Source organism: Bacillus sp. FSL L8-0528 (assembly GCF_038593085.1).
In the GTDB taxonomy this organism is placed as follows: domain Bacteria; phylum Bacillota; class Bacilli; order Bacillales; family Bacillaceae; genus Bacillus; species Bacillus paralicheniformis.
In genome coordinates this window covers 3,569,568-3,595,983 of record NZ_CP151961.1, presented here as the reverse complement: position 1 = coordinate 3,595,983, position 26,416 = coordinate 3,569,568, and the positions used below count along the sequence as shown (strand labels likewise).

Genomic DNA, 26,416 nt, shown 5'->3' with positions numbered 1-26,416 from the left:
TCTTTTGAAGCGGCTGCGCCGCTTTAGGTGATGTCTCCTTGCCTTTACCGATGGAGGCACTCGGCTCTACCGTGGGCAGACTACCCGTCTGCCTTAGACGCAAGTCGTCGATGGCGGAGCGTGAGGACGGGTTAAATGCCCATTTTTATTTAATTGACGTGCTCGGTTTAAATTTGAAAATCGCCCGTATCTTTTTAGCTCATGGGATTTTGCCCTAAAAGATCCTATCAGCTAGAAAGATACATTAGGAGGTAGGAAATTGACATATCGGAGAAGGCTTTCCATTATTACCGCACTCGATTCGTACTTGGTTTTGCTGTCCATCTTTATCGGATATCAGCTGATTTCGCCATCATATGATTTATACCCTTCGGAAATGCTGCTGATGACTTCACTGATACTGCTTGGCGCTCAGCATTTATTCGCCCATTGCTTCCACCTTTACAAAAAAGTGTGGGAGTACGCAAGCATCGGTGAATTATATGTGCTGCTTAAATCGATTACCTTGTCCCATCTTGTGACGGCGGTCCTCGAACTGTTTTTCTTTCAAAACGTTCCGGTTCGCCTTTTATGTTTAAGCTGGCTGTTCCAGCTGATCTTGATCGGCGGGTCGCGGATGATGTGGCGCATCATCAGGGAACAGGTGAACAAAGAAAGCAAAGGATCTCTAAGAGCGCTCATCATTGGAGCGGGCTCTGCTGGCAGTTTGATCGCAAAACAGCTTGTGCAAAAGCCGGAATTGAACATTAAGCCCGTCGCATTTATCGATGATGACAAAACGAAATACCGGCTTGAAATCATGGGTTTGCCCGTTTTAGGCGGAAAAGAGCAGATCATGCAGACGGTCCGGCAGTGGAATATTGACCGGATCATCATCGCCATTCCGTCTTTAAGCGTCACTCAGATGCAGGACATGTACAAGGCGTGTGCGCAAACGGGGATCAAAACGCAAATCATGCCGAAAATAGACGAAATTTTGCTTGGCAGACATCCTGTCGGCCAGCTTCGCGATGTCAAAGCGGAAGATTTGCTCGGAAGGGAGCCTGTCCAGCTTGATACAAGCGAAATCTCCAATACGGTCAAGGACCGCGTCGTTCTTGTGACGGGGGCCGGAGGTTCAATCGGCTCGGAAATCTGCCGGCAAATCAGCAAATTTAAACCGAAATCGATTGTTTTAGTCGGGCACGGAGAAAACAGCATTCATTCGATTCTGCTGGAACTGCAGGAGAAGTTCGGAAAGCATGTCGCCTATTATCCGGAAATCGCCGACATACAGGACAGAGAGAAAATGTTTTTGCTGATGGAACGCTACAAACCGAATGTCATTTATCATGCAGCTGCACACAAGCATGTGCCGCTGATGGAAAAATGCCCGAAAGAAGCTGTCAAAAACAATATCCTCGGTACGAAAAACGTCGCTGAAGCCGCCGACGAAACCGGAGTGGAAACTTTTGTCCTGATCTCGTCAGACAAAGCGGTCAATCCCGCCAATATCATGGGGGCAACGAAGCGGTTCGCAGAAATGCTGATCATGAATCTCGGCAAAACGAGCAAAACCAAATTTGTCGCCGTCCGCTTCGGGAATGTTCTCGGCAGCAGGGGAAGCGTCATTCCGATTTTCAAAAAACAAATTGCTAAAGGCGGTCCGGTCACTGTCACACACCAGGACATGACGAGGTACTTCATGACGATTCCGGAAGCTTCAAGGCTGGTTATTCAAGCGGGGGCGCTTGCCAAAGGAAGACAGATTTTCGTGCTCGATATGGGCGAACCGGTCAAAATCGTCGATCTCGCCAAAAATCTCATCCAGCTCTCCGGCTATACGACAGACCAGATCAAAATCGAATTTACAGGCATCCGCCCGGGAGAAAAAATGTACGAAGAGCTGCTGAATCAAAATGAAGTGCTGGCAGAGCAGGTTTTTCCGAAGATTCATATCGGCAAGGCGGTCGACGTCGAGTTGACGGTGCTGAAGACATTCATGGAGGAATTTATGTATTTGTCAGACCGCGAGCTGAGAGAACGCTTGTTCCAAGCGATCGGCCAGCACGAGAAAAAGCTGGTGACAGCGCACTAGGGGGAAGAACATGACAAGAACGGTTTTGTTTTGCGCTACTGTGGATTACCATTTCAAGGCCTTCCACCTCCCATATTTAAAATGGTTTAAAGAGCAGGGATGGAACGTTCATATCGCCGCAAAAGGAGATATGACACTGCCTTATACAGACAAAAAATTTGATATCGACATCAGGCGTTCTCCTCTGAATGCAAGCAATATCGCAGCCTATCGGGAGCTGGCGCGCATCATTGACGAAAACCGGTACAGCATCATTCATTGCCACACGCCGATGGGAGGCGTGCTGGCAAGGCTTGCGGCCCGGAAACAGAGAAAAGAGGGAACGAAAGTGATTTATACCGCTCACGGCTTTCACTTTTGCCAAGGTGCACCTTTAAAGAATTGGCTGCTGTATTATCCGATTGAAAAAGGGCTGTCCGCTTTGACCGATTGCCTGATTACGATCAATGAAGAAGATTTCGTCCTTGCAAAAGGCTTGCGCAAGGCGCTGCGGACGGAAAAAATCCACGGCATCGGCGTCGATACGGAGCGGTTTCATCCTGTCAGCGAAACAGAGAAAATGCAGCTCAGGAAAACATACGGTTTCAAAGAAGACGACTTTATTCTCATATATCCCGCGGAACTGAACGCGAATAAAAACCAGGCGCTGCTCATCGAAACGGCGGCTGCTTTAAAAGACAGAGCCCCGAACTTAAAGCTCGTGTTTGCAGGTAAAGGGCAGATGGAAGAAAAATACCGAAGTCTCGCTGAACAAAAAGGCGTTTCTTCGACCGTCACATTTGCCGGTTTTCAAAAAAACATCCACGAATGGATTCAGCTTGCCGATGTGTCTGTCGCTTCAAGCATCAGGGAAGGGCTCGGCATGAACCTCCTGGAAGGAATGGCTGCAGGTAAACCCGCCGTTGCAGCGGACAACCGCGGACACCGGGAAGTCATTCAAGAGGGCGTGAACGGATTTTTGATTCCGCAGGGAGACGCCGGAACGTTCAGCGACCGGATTTTGCAGCTGTACCGCCTGCCTTCTTTGCGAAAAGAGATGGGGGACGCGGGGAGACGAACGGCCGCCGCTTTTTCCCAGCAGCGCACCGTCAAAGAAATGGCGGGCATTTACTCTTCCTTTATGGATCATGAAACAGTTGAAAGGAGGCTGAAAGGATGACAGGGGGTCAAAAGCCGAAAGTTTCTGTCATTATGGGAGTCTACAATTGTGAGGACACGATCGCAGAGAGCATCGAGTCGATTTTAAATCAAACCTATAAAAATTGGGAACTGATTATATGCGACGATGCATCGACAGATGGGACATATGCTGTTGCCAGGCGATATGCCGATCATTACGCAGATAGGATCAACCTGATCAAAAACGAGAAGAATCAGCGGCTGGCAGCTTCGCTAAACCACTGTCTCCGGTACGCCGGCGGGAAATATATCGCGCGCCAGGACGGAGATGACGTCTCTTTGCCAAGGCGTTTTGAAAAACAGGTCGCGTTTCTCGAATCACAATCTCATTATCATGTCGTCGGCAGCGGAATGATGGCCTTCGACGAAAACGGGATCAGAGGCATCAGAATGCTTCCTCCCTCTCCCGGGCCGAGAATCATGGCGAAAGGGACGCCGTTTTGCCATGCGACGATCATGATGAGAGCGGAAGTGTACGAGGCGCTGGACGGCTATCGGGTCGGCCGGAGAACAAGAAGGATGGAAGATATCGATTTGTGGCTTCGTTTTTTTGAGGCGGGCTTCACGGGCTACAACCTTCAGGAAGCCTTATACAAAGTAAGGGAAGACGAATCGGCGTTTAAAAGGAGAAAGCTCAGCTACTCGATTGATAATGCGTTTATCGTCTTTGCCGCCTGCAGACGGCTGAAGCTGCCGCTATCGGACTATATTTATACGATGAAACCCATCATCAGGGGGCTTATGCCTCCTTTTATCATGAACAGATATCATAAAAGAAGATTGATGAATGAAGGCGGAGGGGTCGTAAAACATGAGTGACGGAAGCGTGAGACCAGAACGGGTGCTTCACATCGTAAGCGGAATGAACCGCGGCGGAGCGGAGACGATGATTATGAATATATACCGCCATACAGACAGGCGGCATATTCAATTTGATTTTATTTCCCACCGGGAAGAAACGTGCGATTATGATCCGGAGATCATCACGCGCGGCGGCCGGGTGTTTTATGTACCGAGCATCGGGCGCTCGGGTCCTCTCGCCTACATCAAAAACATCAGAAGGATTTTGGTTGAGAAAGGGCCGTATGCCGCAGTGCACGCCCATACGGATTTTCAGACGGGGTTTGCCGCATTGGCGGCCAGGCTCGCCGGCGTTCCGGTCAGGGTCTGCCATTCCCACAACACGGCCTGGAAGCCTAACCCCCGGTTTTGGGATACATGGCAGCTCCTCGCATTCCGCCGTTTGATTTTCTCCAGTGCTACGGCTCTGTGTGCTTGCGGCAAAGATGCCGGGCGTTTTTTATTCGGCGGAAAAAAGATGGGCGAAAACGCGGTCCATCTTTTGCAAAACGGGATTGAACTTGACCGCTTCAAAGAAGCGAACGGCGTTTCAAAGACGGATGCAAAAAAGAGCTTCGGCATCAAGGAAGACGCATTGGTGATCGGGCATGTCGGCCGTTTTTTTGAACAGAAAAACCATGCGTTTCTGCTCGGGCTTGCCGCTCATTTTAAGAAATCGGGCACGCCTTTTCAAGCGGTGTTCGCAGGTGACGGTCCGCTGCGCAGACAGATGGAAGAAAAAGCCGCCGCTCTCGGTGTAAAAGACGACATACTGTTTCTCGGCGTCGTCGAAGATATCCCGGCTCTCATGCAGACGTTTGATGTATTTGCCATGCCGTCTTTGTTTGAAGGGCTCCCCCTCGTACTCGTCGAAGCGCAGGCGTCAGGGCTTCCTTGTATTGTATCAGACCATATTACGGAGGAAACCGATTTGGGACTCGGCCTGCTGACCCGTCTCAGCTTAAATGCCGGCTTTGAACGGTGGGCTGAGGATATCAGCCGTGCCGCTCAGGCGAAAAAGCCTGCATGGCCGGAGATTGAGAGAAGCCTGGCAGAGAGAGGCTATGATGCAAAAGCAAATTTGGCGAGACTGATGGACATCTATTCAATCTCCGCGGCAGAAGGACAGTGAGTGTATGGCTGTTTACATGTTGAATATGGGGATTGTTTTCATCTGGTCATGGTTTGCGAAAATGTACGGCAGGGAAGATCACAGGCTGCCGACGGGCTACCGTCCGAATGCGCTCCTCACCGTCGTTCCGCTCGCGTCTTTGATTATCGTTGCCGGCTTAAGATACAAGGTCGGAACGGATTACCACACTTATATGCTGCTTTACGAATTAGCCGGAAAATACAGAAACATTTGGGAGATTTTCGGTTTCGGAACAGACAAGTCGTCGACAGATCCCGGATTTACGGCACTCTTATGGATATTAAACCAGATTTCAGCTGATCCGGCGCTCATGTTTGCCGTCGTTGCCGCGATTACCTATATCTATATCGTCAAGACGCTTTATGTATATGGAAGGCCGTTTGAGTTGAGCATGTTTCTCTTTATCGGCATGTTTCACTACTATGCTTCGTTTAACGGCATTCGCCAATACATGGCGGCGGCCATTCTGTTTTGGGCGGTGCGGTATCTGATCGATGGAAAGCTGGTGCGCTATATGATCGTCGTGCTGATCTGTTCGCTTTTTCATTCTTCGGCTTTGATCATGATTCCGGTCTATTTCATCGTCAGAAGAAAAGCGTGGTCGCCTGTCCTCTGGTGTCTCATGCTTTTATTTTTGGCGGGGACTTTTCTGTATCAAAAATTTCTGTCCGTATTCCTTGTCGTGCTTGAAAACAGTCAATACGGACATTATGAAGAATGGCTGATGAAAAATACGAACGGCATGAACGCCATTAAAATCATCGTTCTTCTTCTCCCGCTCGTACTTGCATTCTGCTTCAGGGAGCAGCTCAGAAAGCGCTGGCCCGAAGTCGATTATATCGTCAACCTTTGTCTGATCGGCTTCCTGTTCGGAATTTTGGCGACAAAGGATGTCATTTTTGCGAGGTTCAACATTTACTTCGGGCTCTATCAGCTGATTCTCGTTCCTTATTTTGTACGGATTTTCGAACCGAAATCGAATGCGCTTCTGTATGTTTTGATTTTGATCTGTTACTTCTTATACAGCTTTATGCTCATGCCGTTCGACTCGTCGGTATTGCCGTACAGAACGATTTTTGAACGTTGAATAGCGGAATAGGCCGTTTAGGTCTTGTGAAAATTTCGACAAAGGAGTCATCACATTGGAAAATCCAGCAGTTAGTCTACTGGTCGCTGTTTATAATACAGAAGCTTTTTTGCCGAATTGTTTGCAGTCGCTGATCAGCCAGACCTTAAAAAATATCGAAATCATTATCGTTAATGACGGTTCAACGGACGGAAGCCAGAAGATCATTGATCATTACGCCCGAAAGGACGGACGCATCAAAACGATTCAGCAGGAGAATCAGGGCCTCGGCGCTGTCCGCAATAAAGGGATCGAAGCGGCGTCAGGCGAGTACTTGGCATTTATCGACTCCGACGACTGGATTGAGCCGGACTATTGCCAATCTATGTATGAAAAAGCGAAGGATGAGGATGCCGACCTTGTCATCTGTGATTATGCCGTCGAAATTCAGGATACCGGAAAAACGGTCTGCCCGGACATCGGGAAAAACTATGAAGGAAAGCCGAAAGAGGCATTCATAAAAGATTTATTAAAGGGTCAAGTAAGCGGCTTTTCCTGGAACAAGCTCTACAGGCGGAGCCTGATTGAGCGGCATAAGCTCGTTTTCCCGCTGCGCGACGAGCTGGAAAACATCGAAGATCAATACTTCAGCTTCAGATGCCTTTTATATGCAAATACGGCGGCGTTCGTGACTAAGCCGCTTTATCATTACAGGGTCCATCTGTCGTCCATCGTCCAAAAGTATCAGGCGGGGCTGTTTGAAGACGGGCTCGCTCTTTATGAAGCGAACCTCGACTGCCTGACAAAGCACGGAGAGCTTCCGGCTTTAAAGGAGGCGCTGCACGTCTTTATCGTCAACCACGGCTGCATCAGTATTTTAAATGAATGCAAGAGCCGAAACCAAAACCCTTCAATAGAAAAATATAAAAATATCCGCAGCATATGCGCCTGTCCGGAATTCAGGGGGAAAATCCCCGCGGTGGACATGTCAGCATTCGATTCGAAGAAGAAGCTTCTCCTGATGCTGATTCGCTTGCGGTTGATGCCGGCAGTGTATGGATTTGCAGCCATTTACCAGAAAATGATCGAGCACAGAATGAAGAAATAGGCGGTGAGGAAATGACCTTTCAGGAACTGAAGATCAATCTTGCAGAATGGCTTTTGCTCAAGGTGAAATATCCTTCTGAATATGTGATGGGAACGCCGGGTTTAAGGCGTTTCGATCAATACAAAGGCAAGAAAAAGATCATTCTGACTTTAATTCCGTCCCATGATAATTTGGGAGATCACGCGATTGCCCTGGCAAGCCGGACATTCATAGAAAACGAGTTTCCCGATTTTGAATTAATTGAAATCGGCATCAACGATATTTACAAACATGCAAAAGCGCTCATGCGCATCCGCCACCCCGAGGATATGGTGTTCATCGTCGGCGGAGGAAACATGGGGGATTTGTACCGCAATGAGGAATGGACTAGGCGCTTCATTATCAAAACATTCAAGCATTATAAAATTGTCCAGCTCCCGGCAACCGCGCACTTTTCCGAGACGCCCCGCGGCAAAAAGGAGCTGAAAAGAGCGAAAAAAATCTACAACTCTCATCGCCGGCTGTTTATGATGGCGCGCGATGATACAACCTATCAATTTATGAAAAGGCATTTTTCAAAGCAAACGATTGTGAAACAGCCTGATATGGTGCTTTATTTAAAGAAAGAACAGCAGTCTGAAAGAGATGGTGTGCTCGTTTGTTTAAGGGAGGATAAAGAAAGCTTTCTCAGACCGGAAGAGCGTGAAAAGCTGCTGAAGGCTGTCGGCGACGAATATGGCGGCGTGCAAACTTTTACAACGACGATCGGCAGGAGGGTCAGCCGCGTGTCCCGCGAGAAGGAGCTGAATCGGCTTTGGGATCAGCTGAGAGGTGCGGAGGTCGTCGTGACAGACAGGCTGCACGGCATGATTTTTTGCGCGATTACAGGAACGCCGTGCGTTGTGATCCGCTCTTTTGATCATAAGGTGCTTGAAGGCTTTCGCTGGCTGAAAGGCGTTCCTTCGCTGAAGCTTGTGGAAAATCCCGATGCGGCAGAGGTTCTCGGCGCAATCGAAGAGCTGATTAAGACCGGTGATTCGTATCGTGAGACTCCGTCAAGGGAGCATTATTTCACAGATTTAAGACAGAAAATTATGGGTGATGTCCAATGAAGCCATTCGTCAGTATCATTGTTCCGATGTACAATGTCGAAGATTATATAGAAGAATGCGTCGATTCGCTGCGCAGGCAGACGCTGAAAAATATTGAAATCATCCTTGTCGATGACGGCTCTCCCGACAGATCAGGAGAGATAGCCAGAAAGTACTGCAGCCTGGATGCCAGAGTGAAAGTGATTCATAAAAAAAACGGCGGATTGAGCTCGGCGAGAAATGCCGGTCTTCAAGCTGCGACAGGAGATTATGTCGGATTTGTCGACGGCGATGATTTTGTATTGCCTGCCATGTTTGAAAACATGTACGCTGCTGCCAAAAAAGACGAGCTTGATATCGTCATGTGCGGGTATCATAAACATTCCGATGCGGAAGATACCTATTTCCCGCCGCCGCTGCCGACCGATCGCCTCTTGTTGAGCTGGGATATTAAACGCGAGCTCAAAAAGGCGCACGAAACCCGCTTCATCTGGTATGTGTGGCGGAATTTGTACAGGCGCGACCTGCTGAAGAAAAACCAGCTGTACTTTTTTGAGGACATTCGTTTTGCAGAGGATTCGCCGTTCAATTTGTACGCCTTTTATGCAGCCAAACGGGTGAGGGCGATCGATGACGGTTACTACATGTACAGATGCAATCCGGATAGCCTGACGGAGGTGCCGTTTAAACCGTACATGGATGAAAGCCTGAAAAGGCAGTACCGGGCGAAAAGGAGATTCTATGAGACGTTTCAGCTTTTGGATGAATGTGCGGACGATCTGGAAACATACACATGCAAACATCAAATTCCGATGCTTTTAGCCAATGCCTGTGCGGAACCGAAGCCTTCAAAGCAGGTGAGGCGGCACATTAAAGACATTTTGTCTTACCGGATGGTGCAGTCGTGCGTCAAATCAACGTCTCTCCGCAACCGCAATCTTTTAATCGGCCAACGGCTCGTTTTATTGCTATGCAAGCTGAATATTCCGATCCTGCTCGAATTGTTTTTTAAACGAAATCTGCCCAGTAAGGGATGAGCCTTTTGAATAAGACATTTGTTTTGAATCTCGGCGCCAATGTGGCGTCTTTTTTATTATCGGTGCTGTTTTCGATGTGGCTGACGCCTTATGTCATCAAGAACCTCGGTGTTGAGGCGTTTGGGTTTGTCCATCTCACACAGAATATGATCAATTACTTTTCGATTATTACGGTCGCCTTGAGCGCGGTCGTTGTCCGGTTTTTTTCTGTTTCCGCCCACAGGGGGGCGCTTGATGAAGCGAGGGGCTATATGAATACCTACATCGTTTCATCACTGGTGCTTTCGGTCATCTTGTTTTTTCCGCTTGGCGGCACGGTGTTTTTTATCGATCAGATCATTCGCGTTCCCGCCGGTCTTTTGGGGGATGTGCAGATCGCGCTTTTAATCGGGAGCCTGCTGTTTTTATTGACCTTTGTGATGTCGGGATTTGCCGCCGGTCCTTTTTTTGCCAATAAAATCTATATTACAAGCACGATCCAGGCCGTCCAAATGCTGATTCGCGTCTTGAGCGTATTGTTGATTTTCGCGTGGTTTGCACCGAAGATCTGGCACATTCAGCTCGCCGCTCTTATCGCAACCGCTTCGGCGTGTATCCTGTCGATCTTTTTCTTTAAGAAATTGATCCCATGGTTTACGTTTCGGGTGAGGGATATGTCGTTTGCAAAGTGCAAAAAACTGCTTCAGGCGGGAGGGTGGAGCTCCGTCAGCCAAGTCGGCGTCCTGCTGTTTCTGCAAATCGATTTAATGGTGGCGAATGTGATGCTGGGGGTTTCCGAATCCGGCATGTACGCGGCGATCATTCAGTTTCCGCTGTTATTGCGGACGCTTTCGGGAACGCTTGCGGCCGTATTTTCACCTACGATTACATTCTATTATTCAAAAGGCGACAAAGAAGGGCTCGTCCGCTATGCCAACCAGGCCGTCAGGTTTAACGGCATTCTGCTCGCTTTGCCGGCTGCGCTTCTGGGCGGGCTTGCCGGCCCGTTTCTGTCGCTGTGGCTCGGCCCTTCATTCGAACATTTGAAATGGCTTTTACTGATACATGCGGGTTACTTGGTTGTTTCATTAAGCCCGGCGCCGCTGTTTTATATCTTTACCTCCTATAACAAGCTGAGAACACCGGCACTGACAACGGTTGCCTTCGGCGTTGTCAATTTGCTGCTTGCCATCGTGCTGAGCGGACCGGCGGGATTCGGCCTTTACGGAATAGCGCTGGCCGGAGCGGCAGCTTTAATGCTGAAAAATGTCGTCTTCACTCCGATTTATGCGTCAAAGATTACGGGTGAAAGAAAAAGGGTTTTTTATAAAGGCATATACGGGCCGGTGGCCGGCGCTTCATTTACCTTGGCTGTCTGTTACGCTCTTCAATACTTATTTGCAATCGGCAGCCTGCTGTCCCTGTTTGTCACGGCGCTTGCTGCGACGGGGGCATACGGCCTGTTTGCCTATTTCGTCATGTTGACGAAAGCGGAACGGCATATTGTCACAACAAGGCTGCAAGCATTTCGATGCTCTTTATCCTTACCATTTCAAAAGGGATTTTTTAAATAAAAGAAAGGGGTGCGTTTTTCGTGCTAGCGAAACGGTTTTTCGATCTTGCATTGTCGGTTATTTTGCTGGTCGCGCTCAGTCCGGCCATGATCCTGACAGCTTGCCTTATCAGATGGAAAATCGGCTCGCCTGTTTTATTTCGCCAAACCCGTCCGGGGCTGAATGGCGAGCCTTTTACATTATATAAATTCAGAACAATGACTGATGAAAGAGATGAAGCAGGCAATCTGCTAAGCGATGAAAAACGGCTGACAAAGACGGGGCAGCTGATCAGAAAAACGAGCCTTGACGAATTGCCGCAGCTGATCAACGTCATCAAAGGAGACCTCAGCCTTGTCGGGCCGCGGCCGCTTTTGATGGAGTATATTCCCCTCTATACGAAGCGGCAGTGGAGACGGCATGAGGTCAAGCCGGGCATCACGGGCTGGGCGCAGATCAACGGGAGAAATAAAGTGACATGGGAGGAAAAATTTGAACTTGATGTCTGGTATGTGGACCATCGTTCTTTTTTGCTTGATCTCAAAATCCTTTTGTTGACTGTCGTAAAAGTCTTGAAGTCGGAAGGCGTCAGCCAGGACCGGCATGTGACAGCAGAAAAATTTACTGGGAGAAGGAATGCCTGATGCAAAATGTGGTGATCATCGGAGCCGGCGGCCATGGGAAAGTCGTTCGGGATCTTGTAATAGCGCGGCCCGATACGGCGCTTGCCGGTATTCTCGATGACCGGTATGCAGAGCTTCATGTCGAGAACGGTCTGTATCGCGGGCCTTCAGGCGCCGCAGAAGAACTTGCGCGATTGCATCCGGACGCGAAGTTCGTCTTAGCTGTCGGTCAAAACGGCATCAGAAAGCGGCTGTATGAACGCCTCGGCCTTCCGCTTGACCGGTATGCGGTTTTGATTCATCCGTCCGCCGTGATCAGCGGTTCGGCCCGGATTCAAAACGGCGCCGTTGTCATGGCGTCGAGCGTTATCCAAGCGGATGCCCACATCGGCATCCACACGATTGTCAACACAGGTGCGATCGTCGAACATGACAACCGGATCGGCGATTACGTTCATCTTTCGCCGGGAACGGTGTTAACTGGCGGCGTGACAGTTATGGAAGGCGCTCATCTCGGAGCGGGAACGGCGGTCATTCCCGGAAAGACAATCGGCCGCTGGAGCGTGACGGGAGCGGGATCATCCGTAATTCACGACATTCCTGATGATTGTACCGCTGTCGGAGTCCCTGCAAGAAAAATTAAATATCACAGCAGCAAAAAGGGTGAAAAACATGAGTCAGAATAAGCGAATTTATTTATCCCCGCCGCACATGAGCGGAGACGAAGAGCGCTATGTAGCCGAAGCGTTTCGGACAAACTGGATCGCGCCGCTCGGTCCCCTTGTCGATACATTCGAAGAAAAGCTTGCCGCCTATGCGGGGACGTCCGGTGCCGCGGCAGTCGGCTCAGGAACAGCCGCAATCCACCTGGCGTTGAAATTGCTCGGCGTTGGCAAAGGCGATACGGTGTTCTGTTCTTCCTTTACGTTTGTAGCGAGCGCCAATCCGATTATATATGAGCAGGCTGATCCGGTTTTCATCGATTCTGAACGGGATACATGGAACATGTCGCCCGAGGCGCTTGAACGGGCGCTCGACGAAGCAGAGCGGGCCAGGAATCTTCCGAAAGCCGTCATCGTCGTCAACTTGTACGGCCAAAGCGCGAAAATGGACGAGATTATGGCGATTTGCGATCGATTTGCCGTCCCTGTTATTGAAGATGCGGCCGAATCGCTCGGTTCTGTTTATAAGGGCAGAAAAAGCGGAACCTTCGGACGCTTCGGCATTTATTCGTTCAACGGTAACAAAATCATCACCACATCAGGCGGAGGAATGCTTGTCAGCGATGATGAAGACGCTTTGAAGAAGGCGCGCTTTTTAGCAACTCAGGCGCGCGAGCCCGCCATTCATTATCAGCATGAAAAAGCGGGCTACAATTACCGGATGAGCAATGTCCTGGCCGGAATCGGCATCGCTCAGCTCGCCGTCCTGGATGACAGGGTACACGCCAGACGGGCGATCTTCGAGCGCTATCAGGAGGCGCTCTCCGGTATCGAAGGTATAGAATTCATGCCTGAAGCCGGCATGTCAAACCGCTGGCTCACGACATTAACGTTTGATACAGCAAAGATTCAAACAACACCGGCGGACATCATTGAACAGCTCGCAAATGAAAACATAGAAGCCCGGCCGTTATGGAAGCCGTTGCACAGACAGCCCCTTTTTAAAGGCGCGGCCTTTTATCCGCACGATGACCAAGGCTCTGTCTGCTGCGACCTATTTCAGCGCGGGCTCTGCCTGCCGTCAGGATCAAGTATGACGCGAAAAGAGCAGGATCGGGTGATTCAAATCGTGGCCGACCGGATTAAATATAAATGAGGTGCTAAACATGGCGATTACATATTCCATGGACAGCTTAAAGCATAAGCTGGCAGAAATTTTGGATGTCATTCCAAGGCATTCATCAGTCGTTTACTTGGACTACCCGCTCTACGGAAACGTCGGGGACCTATTGATCATGAAAGGAACGGAAGCTTTTTTTGAAGCATACGGCATCAAGGTGCGCGAAAGATGGAATGCAGAGAATTTCATTCCGGGCCGCCGCATTCCAAAGGACGCCATCATTGTTTGTCAGGGGGGCGGCAATTTCGGCGATTTGTACCCTCACTTTCAGCAGTTCAGGGAACGGGTGGTCGAACATTACCCGGACCACCGGATCGTCATTCTGCCGCAGTCGATTTATTATGAACATGAAGAAAATGCAAAAAAAACGTGCGGCATTTTGGCGGCTCACCCGGATCTGCACTTATTCACGCGGGAAAAGGCATCCTTCGAATTTGCCCTCAAGCATTTCGAAGGGGTGAAAAACATCAGAATGATGCCCGATATGGCGCACCAGCTCTGGCCGATCGCGGCACCTGCCGAAAAGCCTTCTGAGTCCGTTCTGCGGTTGATCAGAACCGACAAAGAAGCAAACAGCAGCCTGCAGAAAACAGGGGAGCCGGATACGTACGATTGGAACGTCATCTTGTCAGAAGGCGACAAACGCGGAATCAAACGCTTGCAGACGATCAATGTCCTCAATAAAAAAGCCGGCAATCCGCTGCCGATCGCTTCTTATTGGAAACGCTATTCGGACAGCCTCGTCGACAAATCAATCCGTTTTTTCAACCGCTATGAATCCGTCGTTACTTCAAGGCTGCACGGCCACATCTTATCGTGTCTGCTTGGAAAAGAAAATGTCGTGATTGACAACTCCTACGGAAAAAACGCAAATTACTACAACACATGGATGAAGGATATCCCGAGTACAAAACTGATTCAAAACAAGCCGGAAGAAGCAGAAAAACCGCCTGTTCATGTATGACAGGCGGTTTTTCTGCTATGCTTCTTCGCGCTTTACTTTGTTGTAGGCTTCATCCAAATGCTGAATCCGTTTTAAGACGACCGCGTTTTTTGTCAGCTGGTCTTGGACAAGCGTTGACACGACTGAACGGTAGTAGCTGTTCATCGCCTGGATTTTATCCTCATTTGGATGCATTTCAATATGGGTTTTAAAATTTTCTATGAAATAGGGCACAGAGAAAAGTTCTGTCAATGGTAACACTCCTTTTTTAAGTCTATACGGTACGGAACCGATCGTGTAAACTAATAGTGGGAGGGGAGATTTGATGAACTTGCATGTACAGCAGCAGCAAACGGCAAAACTTCACTTGACGCAAGGGCTTGCCCAAGCCATTCATATGCTTCAGTATTCGTCGGCCGAGCTGAACAGCCGGATTGACGAACTCTCATTAGAAAACCCCCTGATCGAACGAAAAGACCCCGATATTCCCCGATCATTTTACCATAAAACGAATCGTCATTTGCAAAATGAAGGAATGAGCCGCTCTGAGACGGCGCATTCACGTGAAGATGTCAAAAGTGTCTTGAAACAGCAGGCGCTCGATCTCCGGCTGTCAAGCCGGGAAAAGCGGATTTTCAGCTACTTGGTCGAATCCCTTGATCCAAACGGATATGTGACAGAAGACATCGCCTTTATCGCTTCCGAGCTGGCTGTCACCAGAGAAGAAGCGGAAGAAGTCTTGGGCAAGCTGCAGACTCTTGATCCGGCAGGCATCGGAGCGCGGTCGCTTCAGGAATGCATCCTGATCCAATTAGAGCGTCTGCCAAAGGAGACGGCAAAAGCGGAGAAAGTCATTTCCCTATACTTTGATCTGTTTGCCAAAAAAGGATGGAAAGAGCTGTCTGAGAGAGCGGGCCTTTCGCTCTCAGAGCTTCAGGACATACAAGACCTTGTCGCAGGGCTGTCGCCGCGTCCCGGATTGATGTATGGCACGGATGAAGGCGGAGTCTATATCGAGCCTGATGTCATCATTTCAGCCGAGGATGGAAAATTGGTGCTTGAGCTCAGCAGCCGTTCTTTTCCCGATATCCAGCTTAACGCGTTTTACGAGCCGTTTTTGCAGCGCCAGTCAAAAGACGAGGCGACCGCTTATATCTCTGATAAGTTCAAGCAGTGGAAATGGCTCGACAATGCCCTCAGGCAAAGACGGGAAACGATGCGGAGGGTGATGGCGGAAATTATGGTGCGTCAAAAAGATTATTTTTTAAAAGGGAAAGACGAACTGAAGCCGCTCACATTAAAAGAGGTCGCCGATGCCCTCGGTGTTCACGAATCAACTGTAAGCCGCGCAGTCAAAGGGAAAATCGTGCAGACGCCTTTTGAGCTGTGCGAGCTTAAACAGTTTTTTTCGGCGAAGGTAAAGGACGCCGCTGACGGGCATACGTCAAGTCACACAGTCAAAGCGCATCTTCGTCGGCTGATCGATGAAGAAAATAAAATGAAACCGCTTTCAGATCAAAAGCTGGCAGACCTTTTAAACGAAAAGCACGGCGTCGTCATATCGAGGCGGACCGTTGCCAAATACCGCGATCAGCTTAATATACTGCCGTCGTCTGTCAGAAAGAGATATCAATAAAGAAGCCGTCCGGCACGAACGCCGGCGGCTTTTTTACGGGATCATCCACGCAAACAGGTGATGCTGCAGGAACGTGATCATGCAAACCAGGAACAGAAGAAACAGGCTGTGTTTCAGTGTAAAGCGCAGCAAGTCGGATTCCTTTCCTGCCAGTCCGACGGCTGCGCAGGCGACCGCAATCGACTGCGGAGAGATCATCTTTCCTGTGACGCCGCCCGAAGAGTTGGCCGCCACAGACAGTACCGGCTCCATTCCGACCGACTGTGCTGTCACTTTTTGCAGACTGCCGAACAGCAAATTGGCCGACGTATCTGAACCGGTTATAAAGACGCCGAGCCAGCCGAGAACGGGAGAAAAGAATGCGAACATTGAACCCGTCATCGCAAGTGACATGCCAAGTGTTGTGCTCATGCCCGAAGAGTTGGTGACATAGGCAAAACCGACGACGGAAGCGATCGTTAATATCGGCTTGCCGAGCTCTTTCAGCGAATCTGTAAACACGGCGACCCATTCTTTCCAAGGCATGCCTGTGACAAACTTTGTCAGTACGGCGGCAATCAGGATCGCCGTTCCCGCCGATCCGGCGAGATCAAGTTTATAAAGAGCTTCAAGCGGTTTTCCGGAGCCATCGAGAATTTGATTGTGCAAAAAAGGCACACCGGGCGCGAACGTCAGCCTGCCGCCGATGTCATTGATGAACAGCAGCAATGGATTTGACCCTTCGTAATGGCCTGTCAGCGCCTGTTTGACAGCTGGAATTCCCCAGATGGAGACCATTGCCGTGAGCAGCAAAAACGGTGTCCACGCCTTGAAAATCTGCCCCGCCGAGTATGAGGCCTTTTGATGTTCAAGCTGCTGCGCCTCCGCGGCAGCGGCCATTTCCTTTTCATGTGAAAATCTGAATGTCGTTTTCGGTTTCCAAAATTTTAAGAATACAGCGAGCGCGATAAGCGATACGATGGCTGACAAAATATCTGGGAGCTCAGGCCCCAGAAAGTTTGAGCTTACATACTGCGTAACGGCAAAAGAGACACCCGACACGAGAATCGCCGGCAGCACTTCCCAAGCCCTTTTCAAGCCGCTCATGATGATAATCAAATAAAACGGAATAAATACAGATAAAAACGGGAGCTGGCGTCCGACCATTTTTGAAATGTCCATCGCAGGAATCCCCGTCGGCCCTTCAACCGCGATAATCGGGATGCCGATCGCCCCGAAAGCGACAGGCGCCGTGTTGGCGATCAGGCATATGCCCGCCGCGTACAACGGATTGAAGCCGAGGCCGACAAGCAATGCGGCCGAGATCGCGACGGGGGCGCCGAAGCCTGCCGATCCTTCTAAAAACGCCCCGAATGAAAACGCTATCAAAAGTGCTTGCAAACGGCGGTCATCTGTGATCGACAATACCGAGCTCCTGATGATTTCAAATTGGCCGGTTTTGACTGTAAGCTTGTACAAAAAAACGGAAGTCACAATGATCCAGCCGATCGGAAGCAGCCCGTAAACCGCCCCTTGCGAAGCCGACATCACAGCCTGATGAGCAGGCATGCCGTATACGAAAACGGCCAGCGCGAGCGCAATCAGCAAAGTCGTCACACCCGCTGTATGCCCTTTCATTCTTTTGATTGCCAGAGCCCAGAAAAAATACAAAATCGGTATCAGCGCTGCAAGCGAAGAGAGCAGCAAACTGTTCCCCAGCGGAGTATAATCTTGCGTCCATCCCATCTCCAATTCCCCCTTTGTTCAAAGTCTCACTCAGTCATCTGATGACATGATGATAAGACTGATCATTTAGCATTATATTTCTCAATGTCATAAATTACAATCTTTTTTTGCATGGAGCCGAAGTCTATATGTTCCGGACGGAAAGAACGGTATAATAAAAAATAGCGCATCATGCCCAGTCTGGTTACGAGGTGAAAAAAGTTGAAATACAAACAAATCAAGACGAAAAAAATATACGAAGAAGTCGCGGAAGCGCTTCTTGAATCGATTAAAAGCGGAGAGCTTGAGCCAGGTGACAAGCTTGACTCCGTCCAGGCGCTCGCCGACAGCTTTCAGGTCAGCCGTTCGGCCGTCAGGGAAGCGCTGTCCGCGTTAAAAGCGATGGGGATGGTCGAAATGAAGCAGGGGGAAGGGACGTATGTGAAAAGGTTTGAGCCTGAGCAAATTTCCATTCCCCTTTCGGCTGCGCTTTTGATGAAAAAGAAAGACGTCGCTGAACTGCTCGAAGTCCGTAAGATTCTTGAAATCGGAGCTGTTTCCAGTGCGGCTCAAAAACGCACAGAAGATGATCTCGGGCGCATGCATGCCGCACTCGAGGATATGAAGCAGGCGGACGGGAACGGCGAACTTGGCGAAAAAGCCGACCTCGCGTTTCATCTTGCGCTTGCCGGCGCCTCGCAAAACGATCTGCTGAAAGGCTTGATGAATCATGTGTCATCGCTCTTAATTGAGACGATGAGGGAGACGCGCAAAATTTGGCTGTTCTCGAAGAACACAACCGTTAAGCGCCTTTATGAGGAACACGAAGCCATCTATCAGGCTGTGATGGAAAAAGACGGCCAAAAAGCAGAGCAGGCGATGCACAATCATCTGACGAATGTGGAAAATGTGCTGGCCTCATATTTTGAAGAAACGAAACAGGCCGACGAGCCGGCCATATAAGCAGCGGCCCGAGTGAAAACGAAAAAGAAACCCCTTTCAAAAAATTTTACCAAGGTGTAAGATGGAGAAAGAGGGTTTTCTAACCAAGTCATCAGATGACCTGATTTATCGGGTTGGAGAGGGGATCAAGATGAAAGTATCACTGTTTATCACGTGTTTGGTTGACATGTTTCAGTCAAATGTCGGAAAAGCGACGGTTGAACTGCTGGAGCGGCTCGGATGTGAAGTGGATTTTCCCGAAGGGCAGATCTGCTGCGGCCAGCCTGCGTACAACAGCGGCTATGTCAAAGATTCCAAAAAAGCGATGAGACGGATGATTGAGACGTTTGAATCAGCCGAATACGTCGTCAGCCCTTCAGGATCGTGCGCTTTTATGTTCAAAGAGTATCCGCACCTTTTCCGGGATGAGCCGGCCTGGGCGGAAAAAGCGCAGCGGCTGGCTGACAAAACGTATGAGCTGACCGATTTTATCGTCAACGTTTTGAAGGTTGAAGACGTTGGGGCGACACTTGAGAAAAAGGCGACTTATCATACGTCATGCCATATGACAAGGCTTTTGGGCGTCACAGACGCGCCGATGAAGCTGCTTCGGCATGTGAAGGGACTGGAGTTCACGCCGCTGCCGCGCAAACACGACTGCTGCGGATTCGGGGGGACTTTTTCGGTGAAGATGTCGCAAATATCCGAACAGATGGTCGATGAGAAAGTGGCGTGTGTCGAAGAAACAGCCGCAGATGTGTTAATCGGGGCAGACTGCGGCTGCTTGATGAATATCGGCGGACGGATCGGGAGAAAGAACAAGCCGATTGAAGTCATGCACATCGCAGAAGTGCTGAACAGCAGATAAACAGACATCCGGTCATTTCACAGATAGAGGGGGACATTCGTTATGGCAATGAAGATCGGAACGCAGAAATTTAAAGAGCGCGTATCTGAAGGGCTCGAAAACGAGTTTATGAGGGGGGCTGTTTCAAGTGCGCAGGAGCGCTTGAGAACGCGCCGTCTTGAGGCGGCGGAAGAGCTCGGGAACTGGGAAGAATGGCGGTCTCAGGCCGAGGAAATCAGGCAGCACGTGCTCGAAAACCTGGACTACTACCTAGAACAGCTCGCCGAAAATGTCGCCAAAAAAGGCGGGCACGTATTCTTTGCACAGACGGCCGAAGAAGCGACAGGCTATATCCGCGATGTCGTGAAAAAGAAAAACGGCAAAAAAATCGTGAAGTCAAAATCAATGGTGACCGAAGAAATCAACATGAACGAGGCGCTTGAACGCGACGGCTGCGAAGTGGTCGAAACCGATTTGGGCGAATACATCCTCCAAATCGATGATCATGATCCGCCGTCACATATCGTCGCACCTGCTTTGCATAAAAACAAAGAGCAAATCCGCGACGTCTTCAAAGAGCGGATCGGCTACCGCAACACCGAAAAGCCGGAAGAGCTTGTCATGCACGCGCGCGCCGTGCTCAGAAAGAAATTTCTCGAGGCTGACATCGGCATTACGGGCTGCAATTTTGCGATTGCCGATACGGGATCTGTCAGCCTTGTCACAAACGAGGGAAACGGACGTCTCGTCACGACCATTCCGAAGACGCAGATTACAGTGATGGGGATGGAGCGGATCGTCCCTTCATTCGACGAGTTTGAGGTTCTCGTCGGCATGCTCACAAGAAGCGCGGTCGGACAGCGGCTGACAAGCTATATCACGGCGCTGACAGGGCCGCGGCTGCCCGGTGAAGCGGACGGTCCCGAAGAGTTTCACCTCGTCATCGTTGACAACGGGCGTTCGAACATTCTCGGAACGGAGTTTCAATCCGTCCTCCAATGCATCCGCTGTGCGGCCTGCATCAATGTCTGTCCCGTATACCGTCATGTCGGCGGGCATTCTTACGGTTCGATCTATTCAGGCCCGATCGGAGCCGTATTGTCGCCGCTGCTCGGCGGATATGACGATTATAAAGAACTGCCGTACGCCTCTTCGTTATGTGCGGCCTGCTCTGAAGCATGTCCGGTAAAAATCCCGCTTCATGAACTGCTTCTGAAGCACCGACAGCGCATCGTTGAAAAAGAAGGACGCGCACCGATATCCGAGAAGCTCGCGATGAAAGCGTTCGGTTTGGGAACTTCTGCGCCATCCCTATATAAAATGGGCTCCAAATGGGCGCCGGCAGCCATGAAGCCGTTTAACGAAGACGGCAAAATAACGAAGGGACCGGGTCCGTTAAAACAGTGGACTCAGATTCGCGACTTCCCCGCGCCGAACAAGTCAAGGTTCCGCGACTGGTTTGAGGACAGACGGAAAGAGAAAGGGGAAGACAGATGACAAACGGAACAATCCAAAACAAAGACGGCTTTTTAAACCGGATTGCGGAAAGGCTCGGCCGCAACAGGCGCTCGGCAGGCGTCACCGTTCCCGATTATACCTATCAGCCGCAGCACCGGGTATATCAAGGCTATACACAGGATGAGCTTGTCGGCGTCTTAAAGGACCACTGCCGGAAAATTCATACGGAGCTGATTGAAACAGATGTCATCGGCTTGCATGATGCCTTGTATGAGCAGGCATCACGATTTGGAGGCGGGCCTGTCGTCATTCCGAAAGATGACCGTTTTAAAGAGTACGGACTGTCAGGCCTGTTAACAGACAAGTGGCCGAATGAGGGGACAAAAGTGTGGGAATGGAATGCAGCGGCCGGAGATGAAAATATCCAGCGGGCCGAACAGGCTAACATCGGCGTGACATTCAGCGAGATCACGCTTGCTGAATCCGGAACGGTCGTCCTCTTCAGTTCAAAAGACAAGGGACGTTCTGTCAGCTTGCTGCCGACGACATATATCGCGATCGTCCCGAAAAGCACCATCGTCCCGCGGATGACACAGGCAAGCGCAATCATCAAACAAAAGGTTGCAGACGGCGACGCCATCCCGTCCTGCATCAACTATGTCACTGGACCGAGCAATTCAGCCGATATCGAAATGGACCTTGTAGTCGGCGTCCACGGCCCGGTAAAAGCGGCATATATTATCGTGACGGACCGGTAATAAGACGATAACAAAAAGATTAGCCTCATGCTGAGCTAATCTTTTTTATTATGCGATATGACAATTCCGGTGCATACCGATTAAACGCATCGTTCTACTTTTTTTGCCGGTTATAAATAGTATATTAAAATGGTATTTTTATCGGATTTCCGGCTCTGCATCCCCATTTCTGCCGCTGGTTCAAGCCGCTTGCATCTCATTTGTGATTCTCGGAAACACCCTTGAAGGAAACAGTCTATTAAAATTTAAGGTAATGTTAAGGATAAGATTATTTCCCGATAATGTTCACTCACTATAATGGAGAATAGTGAAGGAGTGACTCGTATGCGGGCGGTATGTCTGAATGAATTTATCAGTCTTTTTAAAAGCATCAAGTCGATTATTGTCATTATTATTATGTTTTGGGTGAGCTATAAGACTGCGGGATTGATCGAACAGGCGCCTGCAGACTTCGTGAGCGAATTGGATTTAGGAAGCGATGCAAACGCAATCGGAACGGCGGTTATCGTTTTTGCTCTCGGTTTCCTGTTTATCGCTGGACTTTCCCATGACATGATCAACCGCGAAGTCCATGCCCGGACGGTCAGATTTCTTGTGACGAAAACGTCGCGGATCAAGATCATTCTGGGAAAGTTTTTTGGCGTCTGGCTGTTTTGGTTTTTCTGCATGCTCGTTTCGTACACCTTGGTGATGATCGCCTCAAAAGAGTTTTTATGGATGAGTTATGCAGACAGCATGGCGTTTCTTACAGCTGCAATCTCTTTGAACCTTTTATTTTCGATCGTGATTTCAAGGCCCGCCATGTCCATGTTTTTCGGAATCGTGTTTGCGCTCGTCTTTCCCGCGGTCAGCTTATGGGCTGTTTATTCAGAGAACGGCATGATCACCTGGTTTAAATATTTAACGCCGTACTATTACTCCGTGCTGGGCGGTTCTTTTGTTTTCATCAACTTTGTCTACGCCGCCATCGTTCTGTGCGGTGCGATCGTTTTGTTTAAAAGGAGAGATTTATAATGAATGTGGTGATCGAGGCAAAAGGGCTGATGAAAAGCTACGGGGCCAAAACCGTCGTCAACCATGTCGACCTCCAAGTCGAAAAAGGAGAGATTTACGGATTTCTCGGCCGCAACGGTGCGGGGAAATCTACGTTCATGAATATGATCACAGGCATTACCCAGCCGACAGCCGGCAGTTTTCTGCTGTTAAATGACGCTTCGATTGAAAACGTCAAGCATCGCATCGGCGTTTTACCCGATTATTTGACCCTCTATGATTCAATGACAGCAGTCGGGCATTTGAAGTATTTTGCAAAGCTGAACGGACGAGCCGTATCGACTGAGCGGTGCGAAGAAATCTTAGAGAGAGTCGGGTTCACTGAGCATGCTGAAAAAAAAGCGGGTGCGTATTCATTCGGTATGAAAAAAAAGCTCGGCATCGCCCAGGCGATCATCCATGATCCTGAGCTCATCTTTTTGGATGAACCGACATCAGGTGTTGATGCCGAATCGGCCCTGCACATTCAAAAGCTGATCATGGATTTGCAAAAAGAAGGTAAGACGATATTTATGACGTCACACAACCTGCATGAGATAGAGAAAATTTGCACACGAATCGCGATCATGAAAAACGGCTGCATTTTAATGGAAGGCACCCTCGATGAATTAAGAAGGCATTTCATGTCGAACATAAGCGTTCACATTCGTCACTCGAATATTCCCGAGCAGCATTTCGGCCTGATCGACCGTTTTCTTGAGTCAGCTGGTGAAAACGTTCAATTCAATCACCATGAGATTTCGATCACCGTCAATTCAGAAGAAAAAATTCCCGCCATTGTCAGAGTATTAACGAACTGCAAAGTGGGAATCTACAGAATTCACGTCGATGAACCGTCGCTTGAAGACATCTTTATGGACAGCTCGGAGGAACGCGTTGTTTCTTGACAGAATGATAGTGATGACCCGGGTTTATTCGGGCAGCTTGCCTTTTATTTTGCGGATGCGGATGGCGTCAGTGGATAGATCTATTAAATACCCGAACAAAAAAACGCCTTTGAATAAAGGCGTTTTCCATAAGGGGCGCTCGGTTTCTAGTATTTCCACAAAATCGACATGTCGCCGGTCGTTTCTTCATCAATGACATTTCCGTCTTGGTCCATCTTGACGAAATACCTGCCTCCGTTTGTTACGTTTTTGTACTCGGTTTCCGAAGTGCCGTCATCGTTTTGTGTGAATTCAAATTGAACATCAGCGATGAGAGTGTTGCTGTTGAGGTCGACATAGTAGGAATGGAAGCTGACATGGCTCCAGTCGTCTTTTTCGGCGGGGATGTCTGATATGACGCCGACTTTTTCAGCGGGGTCATTGACAATCACACCGTAATCCTTCTGCAAATTGCCGGTTTCGATATCAACGTCGTTTAAAATCTCTTTAATCTGGCTAAATTCAGCATCTGTAGGCGTTGTATACCTGTCTTCAGGAATGTCTTTCGCAAAGCTTACGGACGATGAAACAAAGACGAGCGTCAATACGGACAAGATCACCATAAACGAAAGTTTTTTCACGTTCTCTTCCTCCTTTAGCTGATGTGATGATTCGGTTCACACTCTATCATCGTTAAAATATTTTGTAAAGTTTGAATAATATTTCAATTTAACTATTTTTTTCGGGGGATATCCGCCGATTTTTATATTTTTCCCCTTTTGGGGAATGCTCCATCATCATGAAAGATGTGCATATCTTCCCTTGTATTTTCCAATAGAAAAGGCGATTTTCCTTGAAAAAAGAGAAAAATTTTAATTTTTATTTTTTGGCAGTGGATTTGATGTTGACAAAGTCAAGATCGGCACGTATATTATATGAATATATTTCAGGCAGAAAAAAACACAATGAACGGGAGCAGTAAAAGATCGGCATTGGCAAAGAGAGCTGCGGGTAGGTGCGACGCAGACCAATGAACCTTTGAACTCGCCCGGGAGTGGACTGGCTAAAGGACGGACATCAATTCCTGAGGACATTACGATTAACCTTCGTTAACAGGTTTGCACAGCATGGCTGTGCTTCTCAAAAGCTGGATTCTTGGCATAGAATCAAAAAGAGTGGTACCGCGGTAAGCTTCAAAGCTCATCGTCTCTTTATCTTCAAATCGAAGAGGGAGACGGTGAGCTTTTTTCATTTTAATAGAGGAAGTGAACATAGATGGAGAAAGACATGCAGAAGCTCGAGCGCACGATGACATCGCGGCATATTATGATGATGGCATTGGGCGGGGCCATTGGAGCAGGATTATTTAAAGGAAGCAGCAAAGCGATCGATTTGGCGGGGCCTTCGGTCATGATCGCCTACTTGATCGGCGGCGTGATTTTGCTGTTTATCATGCAGGGGCTCGCCGAGATGGCTGTCCGAAACAGTGAAGCCAGAACATTCAGGGATCTCGTTCAATCAATATTAGGGCCGTATGCCGCTTATTTTTTGGACTGGATATACTGGAAAATGTGGGTTCTCAATATTGCGGCAGAGGCTGTTGTCGCCGCGATATTTTTGCAGTACTGGCTGCCGGGGCTGCCGATCTGGGTGCTGGCGCTGTTCGTTTCACTCGTCATTACGAGCGTGAATTTGCTTTCTGTCAAAAGCTTTGCCGAGACGGAATACTGGCTTGCCCTTATTAAAATCACAGTGATTGTCGTCTTTATTATATCCGGATTTATCTTGTTATTTTTCTCTTTTGGACAACATTCAGCTGTCGGTTTTACTCATTTGACAGACCATGGCGGCTTCTTCCCGAATGGCGCCGGAGGGCTGATTACCGCCATGCTAGTTGTGATCTATTCCTACGGCGGAACCGAAATTATCGGGGTAACACTGGCGGAAACCAAAAACCCTGAGAAGGTCGTGCCTAAAGCCGTGCGTGGAACGTTGACGCGCATTATTGCTTTTTATCTTCTGCCGTTTTTCGTGATCGTCAGCTTGATTCCATGGAATCAAGTCAACGGAGTGTCGGAGAGTCCTTTTGTCATGGTCTTTAAGATGATCGGCATTCCCGGAGCGGATCATTTGATGAATGCGGTCATTTTACTGGCGGTCATTTCTTCGATGAACTCAGGACTTTACGGCGCCTCCCGAATTTTGTATACACAGGCGTCAGACGGAAGAATGCCGAAAATCTTTTCGAGACTTTCCGTGAGAAAGGTGCCGGTTTATTCTATTCTATTATGTACTTCTTTCTTATACTTGGGCGTATTGTTTTCACTGTTTGCCGGCAGCCAAACGTTTGAATATTTGATGGGGTCTCTCGGCTATACCGTCCTTGTGATCTGGATGCTGATTGCCGCCGCCCATTTAAAATCGAGGAAACGGAATCAAACAGCGGGGAACGGCTACTATGTCAAATGGTTCCCTTATACGACTTGGCTGGCAATCATTTCGCTGACAGCGATACTGATCGGTGTCATCCTGACCACATCGATTGTCATTACATTGGTGACGGCGGGAATCTATTTGCTCATTAGCGCTGCTTATTTCTTTAAAGGAAGGAACCAGACAGCCGGCCAAACGGCCGCTTCTTAAAAAAAGGCTTGCCTCCGCAGGGAGGCAAGCTTTTAACAC

24 protein-coding genes and 1 other annotated feature are annotated in these 26,416 nt (G+C 49.0%); of the genes, 21 read left to right on the top strand and 3 right to left on the bottom strand.

Features of this window, described 5'->3' with window-relative positions:
* The first annotated feature begins 259 nt into the window (after positions 1 to 259).
* The 13 genes from MHI30_RS18415 to MHI30_RS18355 are packed head-to-tail and all read left to right on the top strand — an operon-like array spanning position 260 to position 14,491.
* Positions 260 to 2,077, top strand: a complete 1,818-nt coding sequence (locus MHI30_RS18415; RefSeq protein ID WP_075751459.1) for a nucleoside-diphosphate sugar epimerase/dehydratase — start codon at positions 260 to 262, stop codon at positions 2,075 to 2,077.
* Positions 2,078 to 2,087: 10 nt separating this feature from the next.
* Positions 2,088 to 3,236 carry a glycosyltransferase family 4 protein gene (locus tag MHI30_RS18410; protein WP_075751458.1) on the top strand — a complete coding sequence of 383 codons (1,149 nt, stop codon included), beginning with the start codon at positions 2,088 to 2,090 and terminating at the stop codon, positions 3,234 to 3,236.
* Positions 3,233 to 4,075: a glycosyltransferase family 2 protein gene (locus MHI30_RS18405; protein WP_075751457.1), complete on the top strand. Its 843-nt coding sequence runs from the start codon at positions 3,233 to 3,235 to the stop codon at positions 4,073 to 4,075. Before MHI30_RS18410 ends, MHI30_RS18405 begins: the two co-directional genes overlap by 4 nt.
* Positions 4,068 to 5,228: a glycosyltransferase family 1 protein gene (locus tag MHI30_RS18400; RefSeq protein WP_075751456.1), complete on the top strand. Its 1,161-nt coding sequence runs from the start codon at positions 4,068 to 4,070 to the stop codon at positions 5,226 to 5,228. The genes MHI30_RS18405 and MHI30_RS18400 overlap by 8 nt, the downstream gene beginning before the upstream one ends.
* A 4-nt stretch (positions 5,229 to 5,232) precedes the next feature.
* Positions 5,233 to 6,336: an EpsG family protein gene (locus tag MHI30_RS18395; RefSeq protein WP_075751455.1), complete on the top strand. Its 1,104-nt coding sequence runs from the start codon at positions 5,233 to 5,235 to the stop codon at positions 6,334 to 6,336.
* A 55-nt stretch (positions 6,337 to 6,391) separates the two neighbouring features.
* Positions 6,392 to 7,423, top strand: coding sequence for a glycosyltransferase (locus MHI30_RS18390; RefSeq protein WP_075751454.1), 1,032 nt, complete (start codon positions 6,392 to 6,394; stop codon positions 7,421 to 7,423).
* Between the two features lie 11 nt (positions 7,424 to 7,434).
* The gene (locus MHI30_RS18385; RefSeq protein ID WP_075751453.1) at positions 7,435 to 8,514 is read left to right on the top strand and encodes a polysaccharide pyruvyl transferase family protein; all 1,080 of its coding nucleotides are present in this window, start codon (positions 7,435 to 7,437) and stop codon (positions 8,512 to 8,514) included.
* Complete coding sequence (locus tag MHI30_RS18380) at positions 8,511 to 9,530, top strand: glycosyltransferase (protein WP_075751452.1); 1,020 nt, start codon at positions 8,511 to 8,513, stop codon at positions 9,528 to 9,530. The genes MHI30_RS18385 and MHI30_RS18380 overlap by 4 nt, the downstream gene beginning before the upstream one ends.
* On the top strand, positions 9,527 to 11,083 hold the full coding sequence (locus MHI30_RS18375; RefSeq protein ID WP_237562635.1) for an MATE family efflux transporter: 1,557 nt from the start codon (positions 9,527 to 9,529) through the stop codon (positions 11,081 to 11,083). Before MHI30_RS18380 ends, MHI30_RS18375 begins: the two co-directional genes overlap by 4 nt.
* Before the next feature lie 20 nt (positions 11,084 to 11,103).
* Entirely contained in the window at positions 11,104 to 11,706 is a 603-nt protein-coding gene (locus MHI30_RS18370) for a sugar transferase (RefSeq protein ID WP_075751450.1), read from the top strand.
* Entirely contained in the window at positions 11,706 to 12,371 is a 666-nt protein-coding gene (locus tag MHI30_RS18365; protein WP_075751449.1) for an acetyltransferase, read from the top strand. The genes MHI30_RS18370 and MHI30_RS18365 overlap by 1 nt, the downstream gene beginning before the upstream one ends.
* Complete coding sequence (locus MHI30_RS18360; protein ID WP_075751448.1) at positions 12,358 to 13,503, top strand: aminotransferase class I/II-fold pyridoxal phosphate-dependent enzyme; 1,146 nt, start codon at positions 12,358 to 12,360, stop codon at positions 13,501 to 13,503. The genes MHI30_RS18365 and MHI30_RS18360 overlap by 14 nt, the downstream gene beginning before the upstream one ends.
* Before the next feature lie 10 nt (positions 13,504 to 13,513).
* Positions 13,514 to 14,491 (top strand): polysaccharide pyruvyl transferase family protein, encoded by a 978-nt coding sequence (locus MHI30_RS18355; protein ID WP_075751447.1) that lies wholly within the window; start codon positions 13,514 to 13,516, stop codon positions 14,489 to 14,491.
* A gap of 15 nt (positions 14,492 to 14,506) precedes the next feature.
* On the opposite strand, the gene yvfG is transcribed toward MHI30_RS18355, so the two are convergent.
* The gene (gene yvfG / locus MHI30_RS18350; protein WP_075751446.1) at positions 14,507 to 14,722 is read right to left on the bottom strand and encodes a protein YvfG; all 216 of its coding nucleotides are present in this window, start codon (positions 14,720 to 14,722) and stop codon (positions 14,507 to 14,509) included.
* A gap of 73 nt (positions 14,723 to 14,795) precedes the next feature.
* Here yvfG and rpoN point away from each other — a divergent pair, with 73 nt between their 5' ends.
* Positions 14,796 to 16,106: an RNA polymerase factor sigma-54 gene (gene rpoN, locus MHI30_RS18345; RefSeq protein WP_075751445.1), complete on the top strand. Its 1,311-nt coding sequence runs from the start codon at positions 14,796 to 14,798 to the stop codon at positions 16,104 to 16,106.
* A 33-nt stretch (positions 16,107 to 16,139) separates the two neighbouring features.
* Here the strand turns inward: rpoN and MHI30_RS18340 are convergent, their stop codons facing one another.
* Positions 16,140 to 17,831 (bottom strand): L-lactate permease, encoded by a 1,692-nt coding sequence (locus MHI30_RS18340; protein WP_075751444.1) that lies wholly within the window; start codon positions 17,829 to 17,831, stop codon positions 16,140 to 16,142.
* 201 nt (positions 17,832 to 18,032) lie between these two features.
* Between MHI30_RS18340 and MHI30_RS18335 the strand changes: the two genes are divergently transcribed.
* From MHI30_RS18335 to MHI30_RS18310, 6 genes are all read left to right on the top strand, one after another.
* Positions 18,033 to 18,773, top strand: coding sequence for a FadR/GntR family transcriptional regulator (locus MHI30_RS18335; protein WP_075751443.1), 741 nt, complete (start codon positions 18,033 to 18,035; stop codon positions 18,771 to 18,773).
* Positions 18,774 to 18,903: 130 nt separating this feature from the next.
* Complete coding sequence (locus tag MHI30_RS18330) at positions 18,904 to 19,620, top strand: (Fe-S)-binding protein (RefSeq protein ID WP_020453014.1); 717 nt, start codon at positions 18,904 to 18,906, stop codon at positions 19,618 to 19,620.
* 42 nt (positions 19,621 to 19,662) lie between these two features.
* Entirely contained in the window at positions 19,663 to 21,096 is a 1,434-nt protein-coding gene (locus MHI30_RS18325) for a LutB/LldF family L-lactate oxidation iron-sulfur protein (protein WP_075751442.1), read from the top strand.
* Positions 21,093 to 21,815, top strand: a complete 723-nt coding sequence (locus MHI30_RS18320) for a lactate utilization protein C (protein ID WP_075751441.1) — start codon at positions 21,093 to 21,095, stop codon at positions 21,813 to 21,815. Before MHI30_RS18325 ends, MHI30_RS18320 begins: the two co-directional genes overlap by 4 nt.
* A gap of 324 nt (positions 21,816 to 22,139) precedes the next feature.
* A complete protein-coding gene (locus MHI30_RS18315) occupies positions 22,140 to 22,829 on the top strand; it encodes an ABC transporter permease subunit (protein ID WP_075751440.1) in 690 nt (229 codons plus the stop codon).
* Complete coding sequence (locus MHI30_RS18310; RefSeq protein WP_075751439.1) at positions 22,829 to 23,755, top strand: ABC transporter ATP-binding protein; 927 nt, start codon at positions 22,829 to 22,831, stop codon at positions 23,753 to 23,755. Before MHI30_RS18315 ends, MHI30_RS18310 begins: the two co-directional genes overlap by 1 nt.
* Before the next feature lie 146 nt (positions 23,756 to 23,901).
* Here the strand turns inward: MHI30_RS18310 and MHI30_RS18305 are convergent, their stop codons facing one another.
* Positions 23,902 to 24,375 (bottom strand): hypothetical protein, encoded by a 474-nt coding sequence (locus tag MHI30_RS18305; RefSeq protein WP_075751438.1) that lies wholly within the window; start codon positions 24,373 to 24,375, stop codon positions 23,902 to 23,904.
* Between the two features lie 315 nt (positions 24,376 to 24,690).
* Positions 24,691 to 24,948: a binding site (T-box leader), on the top strand.
* Positions 24,949 to 25,009: 61 nt separating this feature from the next.
* Here MHI30_RS18305 and MHI30_RS18300 point away from each other — a divergent pair.
* A complete protein-coding gene (locus tag MHI30_RS18300) occupies positions 25,010 to 26,377 on the top strand; it encodes an amino acid permease (protein WP_075751437.1) in 1,368 nt (455 codons plus the stop codon).
* Positions 26,378 to 26,416: the final 39 nt, after the last annotated feature.

Excerpts from the sequence above, each read along its gene's own strand:
- MHI30_RS18410 (WP_075751458.1), top strand. The coding sequence starts at position 2,088 with ATGACAAGAACGGTTTTGTTTTGCGCTACTGTGGATTACCATTTCAAG.
- MHI30_RS18405 (WP_075751457.1), top strand. The coding sequence starts at position 3,233 with ATGACAGGGGGTCAAAAGCCGAAAGTTTCTGTCATTATGGGAGTCTAC.
- MHI30_RS18400 (WP_075751456.1), top strand. The coding sequence starts at position 4,068 with ATGAGTGACGGAAGCGTGAGACCAGAACGGGTGCTTCACATCGTAAGC.
- MHI30_RS18395 (WP_075751455.1), top strand. The coding sequence starts at position 5,233 with ATGGCTGTTTACATGTTGAATATGGGGATTGTTTTCATCTGGTCATGG.
- MHI30_RS18385 (WP_075751453.1), top strand. The coding sequence starts at position 7,435 with ATGACCTTTCAGGAACTGAAGATCAATCTTGCAGAATGGCTTTTGCTC.
- MHI30_RS18380 (WP_075751452.1), top strand. The coding sequence starts at position 8,511 with ATGAAGCCATTCGTCAGTATCATTGTTCCGATGTACAATGTCGAAGAT.
- MHI30_RS18375 (WP_237562635.1), top strand. The coding sequence starts at position 9,527 with ATGAGCCTTTTGAATAAGACATTTGTTTTGAATCTCGGCGCCAATGTG.
- MHI30_RS18365 (WP_075751449.1), top strand. The coding sequence starts at position 11,706 with ATGCAAAATGTGGTGATCATCGGAGCCGGCGGCCATGGGAAAGTCGTT.
- MHI30_RS18360 (WP_075751448.1), top strand. The coding sequence starts at position 12,358 with ATGAGTCAGAATAAGCGAATTTATTTATCCCCGCCGCACATGAGCGGA.
- MHI30_RS18355 (WP_075751447.1), top strand. The coding sequence starts at position 13,514 with ATGGCGATTACATATTCCATGGACAGCTTAAAGCATAAGCTGGCAGAA.
- rpoN (WP_075751445.1), top strand. The coding sequence starts at position 14,796 with ATGAACTTGCATGTACAGCAGCAGCAAACGGCAAAACTTCACTTGACG.
- MHI30_RS18340 (WP_075751444.1), bottom strand. The coding sequence starts at position 17,831 with ATGGGATGGACGCAAGATTATACTCCGCTGGGGAACAGTTTGCTGCTC.
- MHI30_RS18330 (WP_020453014.1), top strand. The coding sequence starts at position 18,904 with ATGAAAGTATCACTGTTTATCACGTGTTTGGTTGACATGTTTCAGTCA.
- MHI30_RS18325 (WP_075751442.1), top strand. The coding sequence starts at position 19,663 with ATGGCAATGAAGATCGGAACGCAGAAATTTAAAGAGCGCGTATCTGAA.
- MHI30_RS18320 (WP_075751441.1), top strand. The coding sequence starts at position 21,093 with ATGACAAACGGAACAATCCAAAACAAAGACGGCTTTTTAAACCGGATT.
- MHI30_RS18315 (WP_075751440.1), top strand. The coding sequence starts at position 22,140 with ATGCGGGCGGTATGTCTGAATGAATTTATCAGTCTTTTTAAAAGCATC.
- MHI30_RS18310 (WP_075751439.1), top strand. The coding sequence starts at position 22,829 with ATGAATGTGGTGATCGAGGCAAAAGGGCTGATGAAAAGCTACGGGGCC.
- MHI30_RS18300 (WP_075751437.1), top strand. The coding sequence starts at position 25,010 with ATGGAGAAAGACATGCAGAAGCTCGAGCGCACGATGACATCGCGGCAT.